The sequence below is a fragment of the Bradyrhizobium sp. WSM2254 genome (assembly GCF_000472645.1).
GTDB lineage: Bacteria > Pseudomonadota > Alphaproteobacteria > Rhizobiales > Xanthobacteraceae > Bradyrhizobium > Bradyrhizobium niftali.
On record NZ_AXAB01000002.1, the window covers coordinates 264,727 to 286,351 of the forward strand.

The window sequence follows — 21,625 nt, forward strand, 5'->3', positions numbered from 1 at the left end:
GCGGCACGCGGCGATGAGCACCGAGGCTCGAAAACCGCCGGCCCAGTTCGCGCTGAAGATCAGGCGCATCCTGGGCGGCAAGGCAGGCTGGAACGGCGTCGCCGTCCAGTTTGCCTTTGCGGCGATCCTGGGCTGGATCGGCTACGAGATCGTCTCCAACGCCCGCGCCAATCTCGAAAACCAGCACATTGCCGCCGGCTTCGGCTTCCTCAGGAACAATGCCGGCTTCGATGTCAACCAGACCCTGATCCCCTACACCGGCTCGGACACGTTCCTGCGCGTGTTCGTGGTCGGGCTCTTGAACACGCTCGTGGTCTCGGTGGTCGGCATCGTCTTCGCCACCCTGATCGGCTTCGTCGTCGCGCTGTGCCGGCTGTCGCCCAACTGGCTGCTGTCGCGCATCGGCGAGCTCTATGTCGAGATCATCCGCAACCTGCCGCTGCTGTTCCAGATCCTGTTCTGGTACCTGGCGGTGCTCGCGGCACTGCCAAATCCGCGGCAGAGCATTTCGCTGCTCGGCTTCGCCTTCGTCAGCAATCGCGGCCTCGTCATTCCCCGTCCGATCGGCGAGAGCGGGTTCGAGCCGTTCCTGGCGATGTTGGTCCTCGGCATTGTCGCATCGCTGGCTTTGCGCTTCCATGCGCGGCGTGCACTGTTCCAGCGCGGGCAGGTGATCCGAATCTGGCCTTATGTGCTGGGCCTGCTGTTCGGGCTGCCGCTGGTCACGATGCTGATCTTCGGTCTGCCCTTCACCTTCGAGTTGCCGCAGCTCAAGGGCTTCAATTTCGCCGGCGGCTCGCGGATCATCCCGGAGTTCGTGGCGCTGACGGTCGCTTTGTCGAGCTATACCGCCGCCTTCATCGCCGAGATCGTGCGCGCCGGCATCCTGTCCGTGCACAAGGGTCAGATGGAGGCGGGGTCATCGCTGGGCCTCAGCCGCGGCACCACGCTCCGGCTGATCGTCGTGCCGCAGGCGATGCGCGTGATCGTGCCGCCGCTGACCAACCAGTATCTCAACCTCACCAAGAACTCCTCGCTTGCCGTCGCCATCGGCTATCCTGACCTGGTGTCGGTGTTCGCCGGCACCTCGCTGAGCCAGACCGGACAGGCGATCGAGATCATCGCCATGACGATGGGCGTCTATCTCTTGATCTCGCTCGTCACCAGCGCCGTCATGAGCGTCTACGGTTGGCGCGTCAGCCGGAGCCTGGGCGCATGACCGACATCACCTCGTCCACCTTCGTCCGCCGGGACCTGCTCACCGAGCGTCCCGCGCCGGTGAAGACCACGGGCTTCGTCGGCCTGATGCGCACGCGCCTGTTCAACTCGCCGACCAACATTCTGCTCACGATCGTGGGCGCCTTGCTGCTCTGGTTCACCATCATTCCCTCGGTCAGGTTCCTGCTGGTCGATGCGGTCTGGGCCGGCACGGATCGCACCGCCTGCCTGACCGAGAATGCCGGATTTGTGGTCGGCGCCTGCTGGCCCTACATCCAGGCCAAGCTGCCGCAACTGATCTACGGCTTCTATCCCGAGGCCGAGCGCTGGCGGGTCAACCTCACGCTCGGCCTGGCGGTGGTCCTGCTGGTGCCGCTGCTGGTTCCGCGCTTGCCCTCGAAGGGGCTGAACGCCGGCCTGTTCTTCTTCGCCTTTCCGGTGGTCGCATTCTTCCTGCTGCGCGGCGGCGGCATTGCCGGATTCGGGCTGAGCTGGACGGCCGGCCTCCTGCAATTGTTCGACGACAGCATCATCGGGGCAGGGCGGGCCCTGCTCAATCTCAGCAAGACGTCGGCCATCGCTCCACTGCTGTGGGTCATCGGCAACCTCGTCGTGCTTGTCGGCACGGCGATCTACTGGCTGATCTTTCCGCTGACCTGGCTGCGCGATCAGCTCCAGGGCACGGGCCAGTCGGTCTGGGCCGATTTCACCATCACCGCCGTGATCGTCTCGCTGATCGCCTTTGTCCTCGGCGGCGCCGTACGTACCGGCTGGCGTGCGCTCGCATCGAGCCTTGTCACCTTCGTCGCCATCGCGATCGTGATCAAGCTGATGGGGCTCGATCATGGCGGGCTGCCGATCGTGGAGACAAGCCTGTGGGGCGGCCTGCTGGTGACGCTGGTGGTCTCCGTCACCGGCATCGTCACCTCGCTGCCGATCGGCATCGCGCTGGCGCTCGGCCGCCGCTCCACCATTCCGCTGATCCGGATCTTCTCGATCGCCTTCATCGAGTTCTGGCGCGGCGTGCCGCTGATCACCGTGCTGTTCTTCGCCACCTACATGCTGCCTTTGTTCCTGCCCGGCAATTTCACGGTCGACGGCCTGGTGCGCGCGCTGATCGGCATCGCGCTGTTCACGGGCGCCTATCAGGCCGAGAACGTCCGCGGCGGGCTCGCTGCGATCCCGCGCGGGCAGGGCGAGGCCGCGGCCGCCCTGGGTCTGTCCTGGTGGAAGACCACCTCGCTGATCGTGCTGCCGCAGGCGCTGCGCCACGTCATTCCGAACCTCGTCAACAGCTTCATCTCGCTGTTCAAGGACACCTCGCTGGTCTCGATCGTGGCGCTGTTCGACCTCCTGGGCTCGCTCAGGGCCTCGTTCTCGGATCCGAAATGGTCGACGCCGTCCACCGCGTTCACGGGCTTTGCCTTCGCGGGGATCATCTATTTTCTGTTCTGCTTCGGAATGTCGCGCTACTCGCTGTTCGTCGAGCACCGCCTCAACGCCCACCGCCGCACCTGATCGAGGCCACCATGTCCGACCCCATCGTCAAGATTTCCGGCCTGAACAAATGGTACGGCGAATTTCACGTCCTGCGCGACATCGACCTCGAGGTGAAGAAGGGCGAGCGCATCGTGATCTGCGGGCCCTCGGGCTCCGGCAAGTCCACGCTGATTCGCTGCATCAATGCGCTGGAGGAATTCCAGGAGGGCGAGATCGTCGTCGACGGTATCGAGCTCGGGCCGAACCTCAAGCATGTCGATGCCGTGCGCCGCGAGGTCGGCATGGTGTTCCAGAGCTTCAACCTGTTCCCGCATCTGACGGTTCTGGACAATTGCACGCTGGCGCCGATCTGGGTCCGCAACATCCCCAAGAGGGATGCCGAGGCGACCGCGATGAAATTCCTGGAGCGGGTCAAGATCCCGCACCAGGCCAACAAGTTTCCGGGCCAGATGTCCGGCGGCCAGCAGCAGCGCGTCGCGATCGCGCGGGCGCTGACGATGAATCCCAAGGTGATGCTGTTCGACGAGCCGACCTCCGCGCTCGACCCCGAGATGGTCAAGGAGGTGCTCGACACCATGGTCGACCTCGCCGAGGAGGGTATGACCATGCTGGTCGTGACCCACGAGATGGGATTTGCCCGCGAGGTTGCCAACCGCGTCGTGTTCATGGACGCCGGCCAGATCATCGAGGCCAACACCCCGAACGAGTTCTTTGCCGCCCCCCAGCACGCCCGCACAAAACTGTTCCTGAGCCAGATTTTGCGGTGAGCACCTGAAAATCCGGTGGCCTCGCCGGCCTGACCGACCCACCAGCTTCGCACCATGCGAATCAGCTTGCCTCTTTTCGGACCATCCTCCGGAGAGAGACCTTGCAGAGCAGTGTCGGCGCGCGCGCATACCAGAATGCGCGTTTGGAAAAGAAGTTGAGGAAGCAGGCGGACGCCGTCATGTCCTTCGCGATCGAGGCGCTCGGGCAGGGCCGATTTGACGAGGTCGAGATACTCTGCCGCGAGATCTTGAAGGAGGTGCCGGATCATTTCCACGCCACGCACCTGCTCGGCCTGCGCGCGTTTGATGGCCGGCGGCTCGATGACGCGGAATTCCTGCTCGAGCGCGCGGTTGCGCTCGATCCGCGTTCGCCGGACGCCCATAGCAATCTCGGGGCCGTGTATTTCGATCTCCAGAAATTCAAGGACGCCCGCGCATGCCAGGAGAAGGCCATTGCGCTGAAGCCGAATTGTCCGATCACCCTGACAAATCTCGGCAATACGATGCTGCACCTCGGCCTCGCCAAGGAAGCGATCGGACTGCACGAACGTGCCATCAGGCTGAAGCCGGACTTTGCCGATGCATTCTGCAATCGTGGCATGGCGCAGCTGATGATCGGCGAGTTCGAACGCGCCGGGGAGAACTTCGATCGCGCCCTGTCGCTTCAGCCGCGCCATGCGGAAGCGATCGCCGGCAAGGGCATGGTGAGCCTCGAGCTCCGGCACTTCGAGGCGGCGGAAGCCGCTCTCGACACAGCGCTCGAGCTCAAGCCGGGTTCACCGCGGATTCTGGTGCAGCGTGGACGGCTCTATCTGACTCTGTCCCGGCTGCAGCAGGCGGCGGCGGATTTCGACGCCGCGCTGGCGCAATCGCCACGGAACGAGCTCGCGCTGTGCTGGAGGGCGCAAGTCGACATCATGGTGAGGAACACGGCAGGGGCGATGGCGGGCGTCAAGACGCTGCTCGAGGTCAATCCGCAATCCGAGGCGGGAATGGCGCTTCTGGCCTCTTGCTATGCGAACCAGGGAGACATCGCGACGGCGCTCGAACATCTCGATGCGGCGCTGGCGATCGCGCCGGACTTTCCGGAGGCCATCGGGTACAAGATCTTCGTGCTGGATTACCTGCCCGAGGCCGATTTCGTGGTCCAGCAAGCGGCGCGGAAATATTGGTGGGATCAGATCGGCGCCAAACTCCCGCAAAGGACGCTGTCGCCGCGCAAGCTCGATCCGGACAGACAGATCGTGATCGGATATGTCGCTTCCGAATTCAGGCAGCATTCGGCGGCGTACTCCCTGTTGCCGGTGATGCGCCATCATGATCATGCCAAGTTCAAGATCGTCTGCTATTCCTGCTGGCCGTTGCAGGATGGGATGACCGAGAATTTCAAGGCTTGCGCAGACGTCTGGGTCGAGGCCGCGCAGTTTTCGGACGAGGAACTGGCCGATCGTATCCAGGCCGACGGGATCGATATTCTGATCGATGTGTCCGGACATACGACCGGCAGCAGGCTCCATGTCTTCGCCCGCAAGCCGGCCCCCATCCAGGTCACGGGTTTCGGCCACGCCACAGGTACGGGTCTTCAGACCATGGACTACGTGCTCGCGGATCCGATCTTCATTCCGCAATCGGCGCGTCATCTGCTGGCCGAAAAGGTCTATGACCTGCCGAGCCTGATCACGATCGACCCCATCCTGGATGTGCCGCCGTCGGAGCTTCCCATGCTCCGCAATGGCTATGTGACCTTCGGCGTGTTCAACCGCATCTTCAAGATTTCCGACGAGGCCATGCGAGTGTGGTCGAAAGTGATGCGCGAGGTGACGGGATCGAAGATCATCATCAAGAACGGACTGCTCGACGATCCAATGCTGCGCGACCGCCTGGTTGCGCGATTCGTGGCACAGGGCATCGCCGAGGAGAACGTCATCTGCATGGGCACGACCCCGCGCACCGACCATCTGCGGGCCTTTGCGAATGTCGACATTTCGCTCGATACTTTCCCGCAAAACGGCGGCATCAGCACCTGGGAATCCCTCTATGCGGGCGTTCCGGTCGTCGCCAAGCTCGGCAACGGCTCCTCATCGCGCGCCGGCGGATCGATCGTAGCGGCCGTCGGTCTTGGCGACTGGGTCGCCGATGACGACGAGGGCTATGCCGCGATCGCGTGCAAATATGCCGCCCAGCCCGCCCATCTGGCGAAGCTGCGCGCGGATCTGCCGGCTCAGATCGCCAATTCACCCGCCGGCAACGTCGAGTTCTACACGCGTGAGGTCGAGGCAGGCTATCGCCAGTTCTGGCGCGACTATTGTGCCGCGGCTTCGGCAACGGGCGACGTGGCGTAGGCAGGTCAGCCGCGCCGGACCGGGGCGTGCAAGGCTGAGATGATCGACATCAGCTTTGGACAGCGCGTGTCCGAAGCTGTTCCTGCGCCAGATCCTGCGCCGAGCCCCGGGAAATCCCGGATGGGTTGCCGCTCCGGCTGACCGGCCGGCCTCGGCTGCGAATCAGTTAGACTCTCACCAAGGCCATCCTCCGGAGAGCAACCTTGCAGAACAGCGGCGGCGCGCGCGCATTCCAGAATGCGCGATTGCAGAAGAAATTGATGAAGCAGGCGGATGCCGTCATCTCCGCCGCGGCCGCCGCCTATGGCCAGGGCAGATATGCCGAGACGGAGGCGCTCTGCCGTGAAATCCTGAAAGCGCTTCCGGATCATGTCGACGCCATGCACCTGCTCGGCATGTGCGCGCATGACGGCCGCCGCCTGGAGGAGGCGCAACAGCTGCTCGAGCGCGTGATTGCGCTCGATCCGCGCCTGCACGATGCCCATAACAACCTCGCGACCGTGCATTTCGACCTCGGCGATTTCGAGGAGGCGCGGCGGTGCCAGGAGAGGGCCATCGCGCTGAAGCCGAATTTCGCGGTGGCGCTGACCAATCTCGGCAATACGCTGATGCATCTGGGGCAGTACGAGCAGGCGCTCGAGCTGCACGAGCGCGCAATCAAGATCAAGCCGGATTATGCCGATGCGTTCTGCAATCGCGGCATGGTCGAGATATTGCTGGGACAGATCATGCGCGCCAAGGAAAGTTTCGATCGCGCCCTGCTGTTTCAGCCGCGTCACGCCGAGGCCATCGTCGGCAACAGCATGGTCAGCATGGAGCTCCGGCACCACGAGGAGGCGGCAGCCAAGCTCGCCATGGCGCTCGCGATCAAGCCCGGCTCGCCGAGGATCCTGGCCCAGCGTGGGCGGCTCAGTTACGAGCTGCAGCGCCTGGAGCCGGCGCTTGCGGATTTCGAGGCGGCGCTTGCGGTCTCGCCCAAGCTCGAACTGGCTCTCCGGGGCAAGGCTCAGGCCTGCCTCGTGTTGGGAAAGACCGCGCAGGCGATGGCGGCCGCAACGGCCTTGATCGAGCAAAATCCGCGCTCCGAGATGGGGCTGGCGCTGATGGGCTTCGCGTATTCGAACCAGGGAGAGATGGACGCCGCGATCGAATATCTCGATCGCGCGCTCGCGATCCGGCCGAACTATGGGGACGCGATCAGGGGAAAGATCTTCTTGCAGGACTACCGCGCCGAAGCCGATTTCGCGCTCCAGCAGGCGGTACGGCGAGATTGGTGGGACTTGATTGGCTCCAAGCTGCCGCGGCGGACACTGCCGAAGCGGCCGCTCGATCCGGAAAAGCGAATTGTGGTCGGCTATGTCGCTGCCGAATTCCGGCAACACTCGGCGGGCCTGACCTTGCTGCCGGTGCTGCGCCACCATGATCACGCCAATTTCGAGATCATCTGCTATTACTCCTGGCCGGGAGCGGACGAGTACACCGCCATGTTCAAGTCAATGGCGGACGTCTGGGTTGACGCCTGGGACCTTTCGGACGACGAGCTCGCCGATCGCATTCAGGCGGACAATGTCGACATCCTGATCGACGTATCGGGACACACAACCGGCAACAGGCTGCAGGTCTTCGCGCGGAAGCCGGCCCCGATCCAGGCCACCGGCTTCGGGCACGCGACGGGCACGGGCATGCAGACCATGGACTATGTGCTTGCGGACCCCATTTTCATTCCGCCGCCGGTCCGGCACTTGTTTGCCGAAAAAATCCACGATCTGCCGTGCCTGATCACGATGGAGCCCGTCTCCAATCTGCAGCCTTCCGAGCTTCCCATGCTCCGCAATGGCTACGTCACCTTCGGCGTGTTCAACCGTATCTACAAGATATCGGATGATGCGATCCGTGTGTGGTCGCGCTTGATGCGCGAACTGCCGGGATCGCGGATCATCCTCAAGCATGGTTTGCTCGATGATCCCCTGCTGCGCGACGGCCTGGTCGCACGCTTCGTGGCGCAGGGCATTGCCGAGGAGAACATCACGTGCCTCGGCACCACCTCGCGCAACGATCACCTGTTGGCCTTTGGCAAGGTCGATATTTCCCTGGATACGTTCCCGCAAAATGGCGGCATCAGCACCTGGGAATCGCTCTACACGGGTGTTCCCGTGGTGGCCAAGCTCGGCAACGGTGCCTCCTCGCGCGCCGGCGCCTCCATCGTGGCTGCTGTCGGTCTCGGCGATTGGGTCGCCGAGGATGACGATGGCTATGTCGAGATCGCCCGGAAATTTGCTGCGCAGCCGGCGCTTCTGGCCGAGTTGCGCGCAAGTCTGCCGGCTCAGATTGCAGCCTCGCCCGCCGGCAATGTTGAGATCTACACGCGTGAGCTCGAAGCGGGTTACCGCCAGTTCTGGCGCGACTATTGTGCTGCCGCCTCGGAAAGCGACGACGCTGCGTAGGCAGGTCGGGCACCAGGCGGTTCCTGAGCTAGATCCCGCGTAGAGCTCCGGGATATGCCCGAGCTGTTGCCGGTCCCGCTGGCCGGGCGGGCGCGCGAATCAGTTAGGCTCTCCCCGAGCCATTTCCGGAGAGACACCTTGCAGAGCAGCGCCGGCGCGCGCGCATTCCAGAATGCGCGATTGCAGAAGAAATTGAAGAAGCAGGTGGACGCCGTCATCTCCGCCGCGGCGGGCGCCTATGGCCAGGGCAGGTATGCGGAGACCGAGGCGCTCTGCCGCCAGATCCTGCAAGCCGTTCCGGATCATTTCGACGCCACGCACCTGCTCGGCCTGAGCGTGCAACAGGGCGGGCGCCTGGAAGAGGCGCAACAGCTGCTCGAGCGCGCGATCGCGATCGATCCGCGTTCGCACGAGGCCCACAACAATCTTGCGACCGTGTACGTCGTCCTTCAGAAATTCGAGGCCGCTCGCGCATGTCAGGAGAAGGCGATCGCGCTGAAGCCGAATTTCACGCCGGCCCTGACCGGCCTCGGCAATACCTTGCTCCACATGAACCTGCCCGAGCAGGCCATCGAGATGTACGATCGCGCGATCAAGCTGAAGCCCGACCACTCCGATGCGCTCTGCAATCGTGGCATGGCCGAGCTGGCGCTGGGCCAATTTGAGCGCGCCAGGCAAAGTTTCGATCGCGCTTTGTTGTTTCAGCCGCGTCACGCCGAAGCGCTCGTCGGCAAAGGCGTGGCCAGTATCGAGCTCAAGCACTACGATGAAGCGGAAGCCGCGCTCGCAGCGGCGCTCGCGATCAGGCCCGGTTCGGCGAAGATCCTGGCGCAACGCGGGCGGCTCAATCTTGCGTTATCGCGGCCGGAGCAGGCGGCAGCGGATTTCGATGCCGCGCTTTCGCTTTCGCCCAAGCTCGAGGTCGCCTTGCGGGGAAAAGCGGAAGTTTCGCTCGGCATGGGGAATACGGCGCAGGCGATCCTGGCGTGCAAGACGTTGCTCGAGGAAAATCCACGCTCTGCGATCGCGTTAGCGCTGCTGAGCGCCTGCTTTGCAAACCAGGGAGAGATCGCAACCGCGATCGAACATCTCGACGCGGCGTTGGCAATCTCGCCGGATCTGGACTTGATCGCGCGGAAGATCCACGTTCTGGACTTTCTCTCAGATGCCGATTTCGCAGTTCAGCAGGCGGCGCGAAAATATTGGGGTGAAACGATCGGCGCCAGAGTGCCGCAAAGGACGCTGGCGCCGCGGCAGCTCGATCCCGACAGGCGGATCGTGATCGGCTATGTCGCTGCCGAATTCTGGTACCACTCGGCGGCGTTCGGCCTGTTGCCGGTGCTGCGCCTCCATGATCATGCCAAGTGTGAGATCGTCTGCTATTCGTGCTCGCCTTTACGGGACGAGATGACCGCTCAATTCAGGTCGATGGCGGACGTCTGGGTCGACGCCTGGCAGCTTTCGGACGACGAACTGGCCGATCGTATTCAGGCCGACAACGTCGATATCCTGATCGATGTGTCCGGGCATTCGACCGGCAACAGGCTCCCTGTCTTCGCCCGGAAGCCGGCTCCGATCCAGGTCACGGGTTTCGGACATGCCACCGGTACCGGCCTTCAGGCCATGGATTACGTGCTCGCGGATCCGATCTTCATTCCGGAATCGGCGCGCCATCTGCTTGCCGAAAAGGTCCATGACCTGCCGTGCCTGATCACGACCGATCCCATCCTGGATGTGCCGCCCTCGGAGCTCCCCATGCTCCGCAACGGCTACGTGACCTTCGGCGTCTTCAACCGGATATCCAAGATCTCGGACGAGGCAATCCGCGTGTGGTCGAAAGCGATGCGAGAGGTGACCGGATCGAAGATCATCATCAAGCATACCCTGCTTGACGATCCATTGCTGCGTGACCGCCTGATCGCGCGGTGCGTGGCAGAGGGCATTGCCGAAGAGAACGTCATCTGCATGGGCTCGACACCGCGCCACGAGCACTTGGCGGCCTTTGGGGACGTCGACATATCCCTCGATACGTTCCCGCAAAATGGCGGCGTCAGCACCTGGGAATCCCTGTATGCGGGCGTTCCGGTCGTCGCCAAGCTCGGCAACGGCGCCTCCTCGCGCGCCGGTGCCTCCATCGTGACCGCCGTCGGCCTTAACGACTGGGTCGCCGAGGATGACGACGGTTACGCCGCGATCGCCTGCAAATATGCATCGCAGCCCGCCCATCTGGCGAAGTTGCGCGCGGAGCTGCCGGCTCAGATCGCGGCCTCGCGCGCCGGCAATGTCGAAGTCTACACGCGAGAGATCGAGGCGGGTTATCGCCAGTTCTGGCGCGCCTATTGTGCCGCGGCTTCGGAACGCGGCGACGTGGCGTGACCCGGCCGAACCGCGACGATCAAACGAAGGGCGGCTTGATGTTGCTGCGCTTCTCCAGCCATTCCGGCACCGGAAGGTTCTTGGCGCGCATGAAGTCCGCATTGAACAGTTTCGACTGATAGCGGCTGCCGGAATCGCAGAGCACGGTGACGATGGTCTTGCCGAGCCCGAGCTGCTTGGCGAGCCGCATCGCGCCGGCGATGTTGATCCCGGTCGAGCCGCCGAGGCACAGGCCCTCGTGCTGGAGCAGGTCGTAGATCACCGTGACGGCATCGGTGTCGGGAATGAGATAGGCGTCATCGACCTTCGCGCTCTCGACGATCGCGGTCGCCCGGTTGAGGCCGATACCCTCGGTGATCGAACCACCCGGCGTCGCCTTGGCTTCGCCGGTCCTGAAATACTCGAACATCCCCGCACCATGCGGGTCGGCGCAGGCGATCCGGACGTTCTTGTTCTTTTCCTTCAGAAAGCGGCTGACGCCGGCGAGCGTGCCGCCGCTGCCGACCGAGCAGACGAACCCGTCGACCTTGCCGCCGGTCTGCTCCCAGATCTCCGGCCCCGTGGACTCGTAATGCGCTTTCGCATTGTCGAGGTTGTTCCACTGGTCGGCGAACAGCACGCCATTGGGCTCGGTCTTGCGCAGCTCGTCGGCGAGCCGGCGGCCGACATGCTGGTAGCTGTTGGGATTGGCGTAAGGAAGGGCCGGCACCTCGATCAGCTCGGCGCCGCACAGCTTGAGAAAGTCCTTCTTCTCCTGGCTCTGCGTCTCCGGGATCACGATCAGCGTGCGGTAGCCGCGGGCACTCGCCACGACCGCGAGCCCGATGCCGGTATTGCCGGCGGTTGCTTCCACCACGAGACCGCCGGGCTTGAGCTCGCCGCGCTTCTCGGCCTCCAGGATCATCCACTTGCCGGCGCGGTCCTTCACCGACTGGCCGGGATTCATGAACTCGGCCTTCCCAAGAATGGTGCAGCCGGTCGCCTCCGAGGCGCGCTTGAGCTTGATCAGCGGGGTGTTGCCAATGGCTTCGACAACGTCGTTTCGAATGGTCATGTCAGGGGGAAATCGCTGGCAAGGGGTTGATCAGGTTGGCCAGAACCTAGTGCCTGGGAGGCCAAAGGGAAAGGCTTTTGCGCTGCGGCGAAACGGGTGGAAGTGACCGCTCGGGCAATCATATTTTGGGGAAAGATCAGCGAGGAGCTGCGGCGCCGCATCTCGGTGGCATGATTTGTCGGACAACTGTCAGGGCATGGAAGATAATGGTCGTTGCGGCCAACCCTCGCGCCAAATTCCCGCCGGCCGGGGGATGGGGACGACCCACCTGCGCAACAGCTGCGTATTCCTTCTCGATCGTTGACGGCTTGGTGAGAATGGCTCGCCACGCTTTGAGGTGGAGCTTAAGCCGCATAGAGCGTGTTGCCGGCCAATGCGCAGCCGGATCAAACGGATCCGAGCGGGTGTGGCGCCGATATCACATGAAATCTTGGTAAGCTTAAATCCGCTTCGTGACAGCATGAAAATACGAGAAGTCTCTGCAAGACAGCCATATCTTGCACTTTCGTGGCGCGGATATCGACGCGTCCGGGCCGCCATCTCGCACCTGCGGGACTGTCCCGCTGTTCCGCGCCCGGCTAGGATGAATCTCAAGGTTCCGCTGAAAGCATCACCTGTGAACGAGCTGCAGAAAGCCCCCCGACTGTCCCGCCGCGAATCGGTTAATCCGGCTGCGCGGTGGCGGCTCGATCTGCCCGGCGGGGGGTGGATGTGACACAGCATGTTCCGGCGATCGTCCTGCGGCGGTCTCTAGGTTCTGCGTCCCGGACGCGTCGTGCGGCGCGCTGGCTCGGAGTGCTGTGCCTCGCCGCCAGTTCAGGTGCCTGCATGCTGACGCAGGATCTTCCGGATCCCGCGCTCGATGTTCCCACACAGTACAAATACGCCGGGAAGGGGGATGCGCCGCCATCGCTGGATTGGTGGCGCGGCTTCCGTTCGGCCGAGCTGACGCAGTTGATGGAGGAGGCGCAGACCGTCAACCTCGACATCGCCGCCGCCGTCTCGCGCATCGTCCAGGCGGACGCCCAGGCGCGGCAGGCGGGCGCGGCGCTGCTGCCGAGCCTGTCCGGCGGCGGGCAGGAGACCTATTCGCGCACGTCCGGCTCCTCAGCCTCCGGACTCACCAATGGCGGCCGTGAGGTCGTCAACTACCAGGCTTCGCTGAGCGCGAGCTACCAGCTCGACTTCTGGGGCCAGAACCGCGATGCGCTGCAGACTGCGGAAGAGACGGCGAACGCCAACCGCTTCGATCGCGACGTCGTCGCACTGACGACGCTGTCCGCCGTCGCCAATGCCTATTTCCAGGTGCTGACCTCGCAGGATCGCATCCGGACCTCACAGCGCAACATCGCGAGCGCGCAGCGCATCCTCGATGCCGTCAAGGAGCGTCGCAAGGCCGGCACCGGCACCGATCTCGACGTCGCCCAGCAGGAGAGCGTGCTCGCCAACCAGAAGGCGCTGGTGCCGCCGCTGCGCCAGACGCTCGACCAGAACGTCAACGCGCTCGCCGTGCTGGTCTCGCGCCCGCCCGAGAGCGTGCGCGTGCTCGGCGGCTCCCTGGACCGCATCGCGATCCCGCGCGTGACGCCCGGCCTGCCGTCGGAGCTGTTGACGCAGCGGCCGGACATCCGCCGGCAGGAGGCGCAGCTTGCGTCGGCCACCGCGAACATCGGCAATGCCCGCGCGCAGTTCTTTCCGACCATCCAGCTCACCGGCAATGGCGGCTATCAGAGCTCGGCGCTGGTGTCGCTGTTCCAGCCGCATGCGGCCTTCTTCCAGCTCGTCGGCAGTGCCACGCAGCCGATCTTCGACGGCGGCAAGATCCTCGGCAATTTCGAATTTGCCAAGGCGCGGCAGGACGAACTGCTCCAGACCTACCGCAAGACCATCGTCCAGGCCTTCGCCGACGTCGACAATGCGCTGTTCTCGATCAAGCAGACCACGATCAAGCTGCAATTGCAGCGCGATGTCGTCACCGCCTCGCGGCGCGCGTTCGATCTGTCGGAGCAGCAATTGCGCGCCGGCACCGCCGACATCGTGACCGTGCTCAACACCCAGCTGACCCTGTTCCAGGCGGAAGACGCGCTGTCGCAGGCCCAACTCGCACGGCTTCTCGCCATCGTCAGCCTGTATCAGGCGCTCGGCGGCGGCTGGGAACCGAGGATGGAGAAACCGGTCAATGCTCTTTAAGCCGGATAAGAAGGATGGCGCGAAGGCGGGGACGGTGAGGAAATCGTCGCGCGGCGGCTTCATCTTGACTCTGGTTACGCTCGCGATCCTCGGCGGCCTCGGCTATCTCGGCTGGACCGTGTGGCATCAGCAGCCGCAGCAGGCGAACGGCCGCAACCAGCGCCCCGACCTGCCGGTGCCGGTGCTGGCGGCAACGCCCCGCATCCTGGATGTCCCGGTCTATCTCGACGGCGTCGGCGCGATCCGCGCGCTCAACACCGTGACCGTGCGCTCGCAGGTCGACGGCAAGCTTATCGCGGTCAATTTCACCGAAGGCCAGGACGTCAAGAAGGGCGACGTGGTCGGCGAGATCGATCCCGCGCTCTATCAGGCGACGTACGATCAGGCGGTCGCCAAGAAGGCGCAAGACCAGGCCCAGCTCGCCAACCAGCGCATTGACCTCACCCGCTACGAGCAGCTCGCCGCCTCCAACGCCGGCTCCAAGCAGCAGGCGGATACGCAGCGCGCGCTGGTCGCGCAGACCGAGGCGCTGGTGAAGGCCGACCAGGCCGCGATCGACAATGCGGCGGCGACGCTGAGCTACACCAAGATCGTCGCGCCGATCTCGGGGCGCGCCGGCCTGCGCCAGGTCGACCAGGGCAACATCATCCACGCCGCCGACACCACGGGCCTCGTCGTCATCACGCAATTGCAGCCGATCGCGGTGTGGTTCAGCCTGCCGCAGCAGCAGATCATGCGGGTCAATGCAGCCGCCGCCAAGGGCACGCTCGCCGTCGACGTGTTCGGCAACGACGGCGTCACCGTGATCGACACCGGCAAGCTGACCGGCATCGACAACCAGGTCGACCAGACCACCGGCACGCTCAGGCTCAAGGCTGAGTTCCCCAACGCCAATTACCAGCTCTGGCCGGGCCAGTTCGTCAACGTCCGCCTCAAGGTCGAGACCTTGATGCAGGCGCTGGTCGTCCCGACATCGGCGGTCCAGCGTGGTCCGATCGGCACCTTCAGCTATGTCATCGGCGAGGGCGATATCGTCTCGGCCAAGCCCGTGACGGTGACGCAGCAGAACGAGCATGACGCGGTGATCGCGAGCGGCCTGTCGCCGAACGATCGGGTCGTGACGACGGGCTTTGCCAATCTGTCCGACGGCGCGAAGGTGGTTGTCGGCCGCGACGAGCAGACGCCGTCGGCCGATCTCGCCCCGCGAAAGCGCACGCGTGCGCCCGACGGACAGAAAAAGGACGGCCAGAAGGATGGTCAGGCCAAGGATGGTCAGAAGGATGGCCAACCGAAGGACGGCGCCAAGGACGGCCAGGAGCGCCGCGCCAAGCGTGTGAGCGGCGAGGGCGACCAGAAGGGCCAGACCGGTCCGGCACCGGCGCAGGGGGCTGAACAATCGGGAAGTGGAGCCAAGCAGCCATGATCCCGACAACAGCCGCCTGAGCGGCAGGCGCATCCCATGGGAGTCTCCGAACCCTTCATCCGCCGTCCCATCGCGACCTCGCTGCTCGGCATCGCGCTCCTGATCGGCGGGTTGCTGGGCTATTTCTCGCTCCCGGTCTCGGCGCTGCCGCAGGTCGACTTCCCGACCGTGCAGGTGACGACGCAGCTGCCGGGCGCCAGCCCCGACGTGATCGCCTCGTTGATCACCGCGCCGCTGGAGCGGCAGCTCGGCCAGATCCCGTCGCTGTCGGCGATGAACTCGACGAGCTCGTTCGGCGTCAGCCAGATCTCGCTCCAATTCGACCTCAACCGCGACATCGACGGCGCGACCCAGGACGTGCAGGCCGCGATCAATGCGGCCGCCGGCGTGCTGCCCAAGACGCTGCCTTATCCGCCGACCTACGCCAAGGTGAACCCGGCGGATGCGCCGGTCATGACGCTGGCGCTTCGCTCCGACACGATCTCGCTGCGGGCGATGAGCGACATCGCCGATACGCTTCTGGCGCAACGTTTGAGCCAGATCTCGGGCGTCGGGCGCGTCTCCGTGCTTGGCGGGTTGAAACCGGCGGTGCGCATCCAGGCGGATCTGGCGCGGCTCGCGGCCTATGGCATCGCCATGGAAGACCTGCGCACTGCGATCGCCAATGCCAACGTCTCCGGGCCGAAAGGCTCGCTCGATGGCGCGCAGCAATCCTACATCATCGCGGCCAACGACCAGATCGCCGCCGCCGACGCCTACAAGCCGGTCATCATCGCCTACCGCAACGGCTCGCCGGTCACGATCGCCGACGTCGCGCAGATCGTCGATGGCCTGGAGAACGACCGCACCGGCGGCTGGTACCAGGGCACGCCGGCGGTCATCATCGACATCCAGCGCCAGCCCGGCGCCAATGTCATCGACGTTGTCCGCCAGATCCGCGCCGAAATCCCCAAGGTCCAGCGCGCCATTCCGGCCGGCGTGAACCTCACCATCGTCTCCGACCGTACCGTCACCATCCGCGCCTCGGTGCGCGACGTGCAGTTCACGCTGATCCTCAGCGTCGTGCTGGTGACGCTGGTGGTGCTGTTGTTCCTGCGCTCGCTGCGGGCCACGCTGATCGCCGGCGTCGCGCTGCCGCTGTCGCTGATCACGAGCTTCGGCATCATGTATTTTGCCGGCTTCAGTCTCGACAATCTGTCGCTCATGGCGCTGACGATCGGCACCGGCTTCGTGGTCGACGACGCCATCGTGATGATCGAGAACATCGTCCGCCACATGGAGAGCGGCGACGGCCCGATGGAAGCCTCGCTGAAGGGCGCCAGCGAAATCGGCTTCACGGTGATCTCGCTGACGGTATCGCTGATCGCGGTGTTCATCCCGCTCTTGTTCATGTCGGGCCTCGTCGGGCGCATGTTCCGCGAATTCGCGCTGACCCTGACGATCGCGGTCGTGACCTCGGCGGTGGTCTCGCTGACGCTGACGCCGATGATGTGCTCGCGCCTGCTGAGGCATGCCCATGAGGAACTGGCGGTGCCGGGCCTTGCTGCCATCAGCCGTTTCATCGACCGCACTGTCGAGTTCTATCACCGCACGCTGCTCTGGGTTCTGGAGCGCCAGCGCGCCACGCTGGTCGTGACCTTCGCCACGCTGATCGCAACCCTCGTTCTCTATGTCGTGGCGCCCAAAGGCTTCCTGCCGCTTCAGGACACCGCCTCGATCACGGCGGTGACGGAGGCCGGACCCGACGTCTCATTCGCGGAGATGCAGAAGCGGCAGGCCGAGGTGGCCGACGCCATCAAGGCGGACCCTGACGTGGTCGGCGTCGTCTCGGTGATCGGCGCCGGCTCGGTCAATCCGACCACCAATGTCGGCCGTCTCGTCATGACCTTGAAGCCACGCGGCGAGCGGCGCGACGACGTCAGCGTGGTCGTGACCCGGCTGAAGGCGAGGGTGTCGGGCATCCCCGGCATGACCGTCTATTTCCAGCCTGTGCAGGACGTGCAGATATCGACCCAGTCGAGCCGCTCGCAATACCAGTACACGCTGACCGGCACCGACGCGGCGCTGGTGTCGGAATGGGCGCGCAAGCTGGTTGCGGAGATGCGGCGCGATCCCTTGTTCCGCGACGTCTCCTCGGAGGCGCAGGAAGGCGGTCTGCGGGCGCAGCTCGATGTGGATCGAACGCGGGCGGGCCAGCTCGGCGTGAGCCTGCAAGGCATCACCGATACGCTGAACGACGCCTTTGCACAGCGGCAGATCTCGACCATCTACGGCCAGGCCAACCAGTACCGCGTCGTGCTGGAGGCGCTGCCGATGTACCAGCGCGATCCCTCGATCCTGTCGAAGCTCTATCTGCCGGGCGCCGCGAGCGCCATCGCTGGCGCGCCCAACGCCCAGGTGCCGCTGTCGGCGGTGGCAACGCTGAAGCGCACCACCGCGCCGCTTGCGATCTCGCATCAGGCGCAATTCCCGGCGATCTCGCTCAGCTTCAACCTCGCGCCGGGCGCGGCCCTCGGCGATGCCGTCGTAGCCGTGAAGACGATCGAGACCCGGATCGAAATGCCCAACAGCATCGTCGGGGTCTATGCGGGTGATGCCGCCGAATTCGCCAAGGCACTCGCCGGCCAGCCCTGGCTGCTGCTCGCCGCCGTCATCACGATCTACATCGTGCTCGGCGTGCTCTACGAGAGCTACATCCATCCGATCACCATCCTGTCGACGCTGCCCTCGGCCGGCGTCGGCGCGATCCTGGCACTGGTCCTGTTCGGGCAGGATCTCTCGGTCATCGGCCTGATCGGCATCATCCTGTTGATGGGTATCGTCAAGAAGAACGCGATCATGATGATCGACTTCGCGCTCGAGGCCGAGCGCAGGCAGGGGATGTCGCCGAACGAGGCGATCGTGCAGGCCTGCCTGCTGCGCTTCCGTCCGATCATGATGACGACGCTGGCGGCGCTGTTCGGCGCGCTGCCGCTGGCGATCGAGAGCGGCACCGGCGCCGAGCTGCGCTTTCCGCTCGGCATCTCCATCATCGGCGGTCTGCTGCTGAGCCAGCTGCTGACGCTCTACACCACGCCCGTGATCTACCTGGCGCTCGACCGCATCAACCGCCGCCTCGAGCAGGCGTTGCCGCCGGCCGAACCCGGCGGACCGCCGGTCGCGGGCGCGACCGAGGGGATGCAGTGATGGCATCGATCTCGGAGCCCTTCATCCGCCGCCCGGTCGCGACCACGCTGCTGTCGATCGGATTGTTCCTGCTGGGTGTCGTCGCCTACGAGTTCCTGCCCGTCGCCTCGGTCCCGAACGTCGACTTCCCCGCCATCTTCGTCTCGGCGAGCCGGCCCGGCGCCGACCCTTCCGTGATGGCGGCGACTGTGGCCTCGCCGCTGGAGCGGCGGCTAGGCGAGATATCAGGCATCAACCAGATCACCTCGACGTCGTCGCTCGGCGTCTCCAACATCCAGCTCCAGTTCGACATCGGCCGCAATATCGACAAAGCCGCGCGCGACGTGCAGGCGGCGATCAACGCCTCACTGGTGGACCTGCCGAGCGACCTGCCGACGCTGCCAAAATTCCGGAAGGCGAACACGGCCGGCGCGCCCGTCTTCGTGCTGGCGCTGACCTCGAAGACATTGTCCGCCAGTGCGATCTACGACGTCGCCGATACGGTGCTGGCGCAGCGCATCTCGCAGGTGCCCGGTGTCGGCGACGTGACGGTCAGCGGCGCCGACCAGCCGGCGGTGCGGGTGCAGCTCAATCCCGTTGCGCTGTCGAACGCCGGCATCGCCACCGACGACGTACGGACCGCAATCGTCAACGCCAATCCGCTTGGTCCCGTCGGCATCTTCAACGGCGAGCGCCAGAGCGAGACGCTGTCGCTGAACAAGCAGATGCGCACGGCGAAAGAGTTCCGCGACATCGTCATCAAGAGCTCCAACGGCAATTTCGTCCGGCTCTCCGACGTCGCCGACATCGAGGACTCGGTCCGCAACGCGCGCTCGATCGCCTGGTTCAACAAGCAGCCGGCGGTGCTGATCCAGATCACCAAGCAGGGCGATGCCAATGTCATCGACACCGTCGACCGCGTGAAAGCGCTGATCCCCGAGCTGAAGCAATGGATCCCGGCCGGCGTGGACATTTCCACCCTGGTCGATCGCACCAGCACGATCCGCGCCAGCGTCCTGGACATGCAGTGGACGCTGCTGGCAACCGCCATCCTCGTGATGGTCGTCGTGTTCGTGTTTCTGCGGCGGCTGACGCCGACGATCGCGGCCGGCATCTCGGTGCCGCTGGCGCTGGCCGGCACCTGCGCCGGGATGTGGGTCGCGGGCTTCTCGATCGACAATCTGTCGCTGATGGCGCTCGCCATCTCCGTCGGCTTCGTGGTCGACGACGCCATCGTCATGATCGAGAACATGTTCCGCAATCTCGAACACGGCATGCGGCCGTTCCAGGCGGCGCTGGAGGGGGCGAAGCAGATCGGCTTCACCGTCGTGTCGATCAGCCTGTCGTTGATCGCCGCCTTCACACCGCTGATCTTCATGGACGGCATCGTCGGCCGCCTGCTGCGCGAATTCTCCCTGACGCTCACCTTCGCGATCCTGGTCTCGACGCTGGTCTCGCTGACGGTGACGCCGATGATCTGCGCCCATTACATCCGGCAGACCACCTCCGGCACCGCGACCCTGTTCGATCGCCTGATCGAGGGCTCGCTGTCGCGCATCGTCGCCTTCTACACCCGCACCCTGCGTACCGTGCTGGAGTATCCGCTGCTGACGCTGCTGGTGTTCTTCGCCACCATCGGTCTCACCGTGACGCTCTACATCAAGGTGCCGAAGGGCTATTTCCCGACCGACGATTCCGGTTTCGTCATCGGCGCGACGCGGGCCTCGGCCGACATCTCGTTCCAGTCGATGCTCGGCCTCCAGCAGCGGCTCGCCGACATCGTGATGCAGGATCCGGCCGTGGCCGGCATCGGCTCGACCGTCGGCAGCGGAGGCGGGGGCCCGGGGGCGGCGACCTCGAACCGCGGCACCATGTTCATCAGCCTGAAGCCGCCGGAGGAGCGCGACCACGTCTCGACACAGGTCGTGATCGATCGTCTCAGGCGCGCGCTGTTCCCGGTGCCCGGCATCCGCCTCTTCATGTTCGCCGCCCAGGACGTGCGCGCCGGCGGACGGCAGAGCGATTCCGACTACCAGTACACGCTCTCCTCGACCGATCTCGACCTGTTGCAGAAATGGGCGCCGATCGTCGCCAAGCGCATGGAGAGCGTCGAAGGCATCACGGACATTTCCAGCGATCGCGATCCCGGCGGGCTTCAGCTTACGCTCAGCATCGACCGCCAGAAGGCCTCGGCGCTCGGCGTCAGGGTTCAGGACATCGACAACGCGCTGAACAACGCGTTCTCGCAGCGGCAGATCTCGATCATCTACACCCAGCGCAACCAGTACATGACCGTGCTGGAGATCGATCCGAAATTCCAGGTCGATCCCTCCAACCTCGAGCGCATCTATGTCGCCGGCGCGGGCGACGTGCAGGTGCCGCTGTCGGCCGTGGTGCGCGCGACGCGCGGTCTTGCCGCGCTCGCGGTCTATCATTCGCAGTCGTTCCCTTCGACCACAGTGTCGTTCAACCTGTTGCCCGACGTGCCGCTCCAGGCCGCGACGCAGAACATCCAGCGCGCGGTGGAGGAGCTGCACATGCCGGAAGGCATCCGCGGCAGCTTTGACGGCAATGCCGGCGATTTCGCCAGGACCAGCGGCCGCCAGCCGCTGCTGATCCTCGGCGCGCTGGTGGCGATGTATATCGTGCTCGGCGTGCTCTATGAGAGCCTCGCCCATCCACTCACGATCATCTCGACGCTGCCCTCGGCCGGCCTCGGCGCGCTGCTGGCCTTGCAGATTACCAATACGCCGCTGACGGTGATCGCCTTCGTCGGCATCATCCTCTTGATCGGCATCGTCAAGAAGAACGGCATCATGATGGTGGACTTCGCGCTCGACGCCGAGCGCCAGCGTGGCCTGTCCTCGGCGGAGGCGATCTTCGAGGCCTGCCAGGCGCGGTTCCGCCCCATCCTGATGACGACGATGGCGGCGCTGTTCGCCGGCATTCCGCTGGTCGTCGCGACCGGGCCCGGCACCGAGCTCCGCCGTCCGCTCGGCATCACCATCATCGGCGGCCTGTTCGTCTCGCAGATCCTGACGCTCTACACCACGCCCGTGATCTACCTGCTGATCGACCGCCTGCGGCGCCGCTCCGCGCCGCGTCCGCTGGCCACACCGGCGGAATAGGTTGTTGAACCGCGGTGC

11 protein-coding genes are annotated in these 21,625 nt (G+C 64.8%); 10 read left to right on the forward strand and 1 reads right to left on the reverse strand.

The window, feature by feature from the left end; translation table 11 throughout:
* Positions 1–13 precede the first annotated feature (13 nt).
* The 6 genes from A3M7_RS0103795 to A3M7_RS0103820 all read left to right on the forward strand — a co-directional run bounded on the left by A3M7_RS0103795 (position 14) and on the right by A3M7_RS0103820 (position 10,647).
* Positions 14–1,219 carry an amino acid ABC transporter permease gene (locus tag A3M7_RS0103795; RefSeq protein ID WP_027542724.1) on the forward strand — a complete coding sequence of 402 codons (1,206 nt, stop codon included), beginning with the start codon at positions 14–16 and terminating at the stop codon, positions 1,217–1,219.
* Complete coding sequence (locus A3M7_RS0103800; protein WP_027542725.1) at positions 1,216–2,736, forward strand: amino acid ABC transporter permease; 1,521 nt, start codon at positions 1,216–1,218, stop codon at positions 2,734–2,736. Before A3M7_RS0103795 ends, A3M7_RS0103800 begins: the two co-directional genes overlap by 4 nt.
* 11 nt (positions 2,737–2,747) lie before the next feature.
* Positions 2,748–3,485, forward strand: coding sequence for an amino acid ABC transporter ATP-binding protein (locus tag A3M7_RS0103805; protein ID WP_027542726.1), 738 nt, complete (start codon positions 2,748–2,750; stop codon positions 3,483–3,485).
* 101 nt (positions 3,486–3,586) lie between these two features.
* Positions 3,587–5,827: a glycosyltransferase family 41 protein gene (locus A3M7_RS0103810; RefSeq protein ID WP_027542727.1), complete on the forward strand. Its 2,241-nt coding sequence runs from the start codon at positions 3,587–3,589 to the stop codon at positions 5,825–5,827.
* A gap of 203 nt (positions 5,828–6,030) precedes the next feature.
* Positions 6,031–8,271 (forward strand): tetratricopeptide repeat protein, encoded by a 2,241-nt coding sequence (locus A3M7_RS0103815; RefSeq protein WP_027542728.1) that lies wholly within the window; start codon positions 6,031–6,033, stop codon positions 8,269–8,271.
* Between the two features lie 138 nt (positions 8,272–8,409).
* A complete protein-coding gene (locus A3M7_RS0103820; protein WP_027542729.1) occupies positions 8,410–10,647 on the forward strand; it encodes a glycosyltransferase family 41 protein in 2,238 nt (745 codons plus the stop codon).
* A 19-nt stretch (positions 10,648–10,666) separates the two neighbouring features.
* Here A3M7_RS0103820 and A3M7_RS0103825 read toward each other — a convergent pair whose 3' ends face one another.
* Positions 10,667–11,701 carry a cysteine synthase A gene (locus tag A3M7_RS0103825; RefSeq protein ID WP_027542730.1) on the reverse strand — a complete coding sequence of 345 codons (1,035 nt, stop codon included), beginning with the start codon at positions 11,699–11,701 and terminating at the stop codon, positions 10,667–10,669.
* A 705-nt stretch (positions 11,702–12,406) separates the two neighbouring features.
* Between A3M7_RS0103825 and A3M7_RS0103830 the strand changes: the two genes are divergently transcribed.
* Genes A3M7_RS0103830 through A3M7_RS0103845 form a run of 4 tightly spaced genes read left to right on the forward strand, consistent with a single transcriptional unit; the run spans position 12,407 to position 21,607 of the window.
* Positions 12,407–13,891: an efflux transporter outer membrane subunit gene (locus A3M7_RS0103830; RefSeq protein WP_027542731.1), complete on the forward strand. Its 1,485-nt coding sequence runs from the start codon at positions 12,407–12,409 to the stop codon at positions 13,889–13,891.
* Positions 13,881–15,314 (forward strand): efflux RND transporter periplasmic adaptor subunit, encoded by a 1,434-nt coding sequence (locus A3M7_RS0103835; protein ID WP_027542732.1) that lies wholly within the window; start codon positions 13,881–13,883, stop codon positions 15,312–15,314. Before A3M7_RS0103830 ends, A3M7_RS0103835 begins: the two co-directional genes overlap by 11 nt.
* 36 nt (positions 15,315–15,350) lie before the next feature.
* Entirely contained in the window at positions 15,351–18,500 is a 3,150-nt protein-coding gene (locus A3M7_RS0103840; protein WP_027542733.1) for an efflux RND transporter permease subunit, read from the forward strand.
* Complete coding sequence (locus A3M7_RS0103845) at positions 18,500–21,607, forward strand: efflux RND transporter permease subunit (RefSeq protein ID WP_027542734.1); 3,108 nt, start codon at positions 18,500–18,502, stop codon at positions 21,605–21,607. The genes A3M7_RS0103840 and A3M7_RS0103845 overlap by 1 nt, the downstream gene beginning before the upstream one ends.
* The last annotated feature ends 18 nt before the right edge of the window (positions 21,608–21,625 follow it).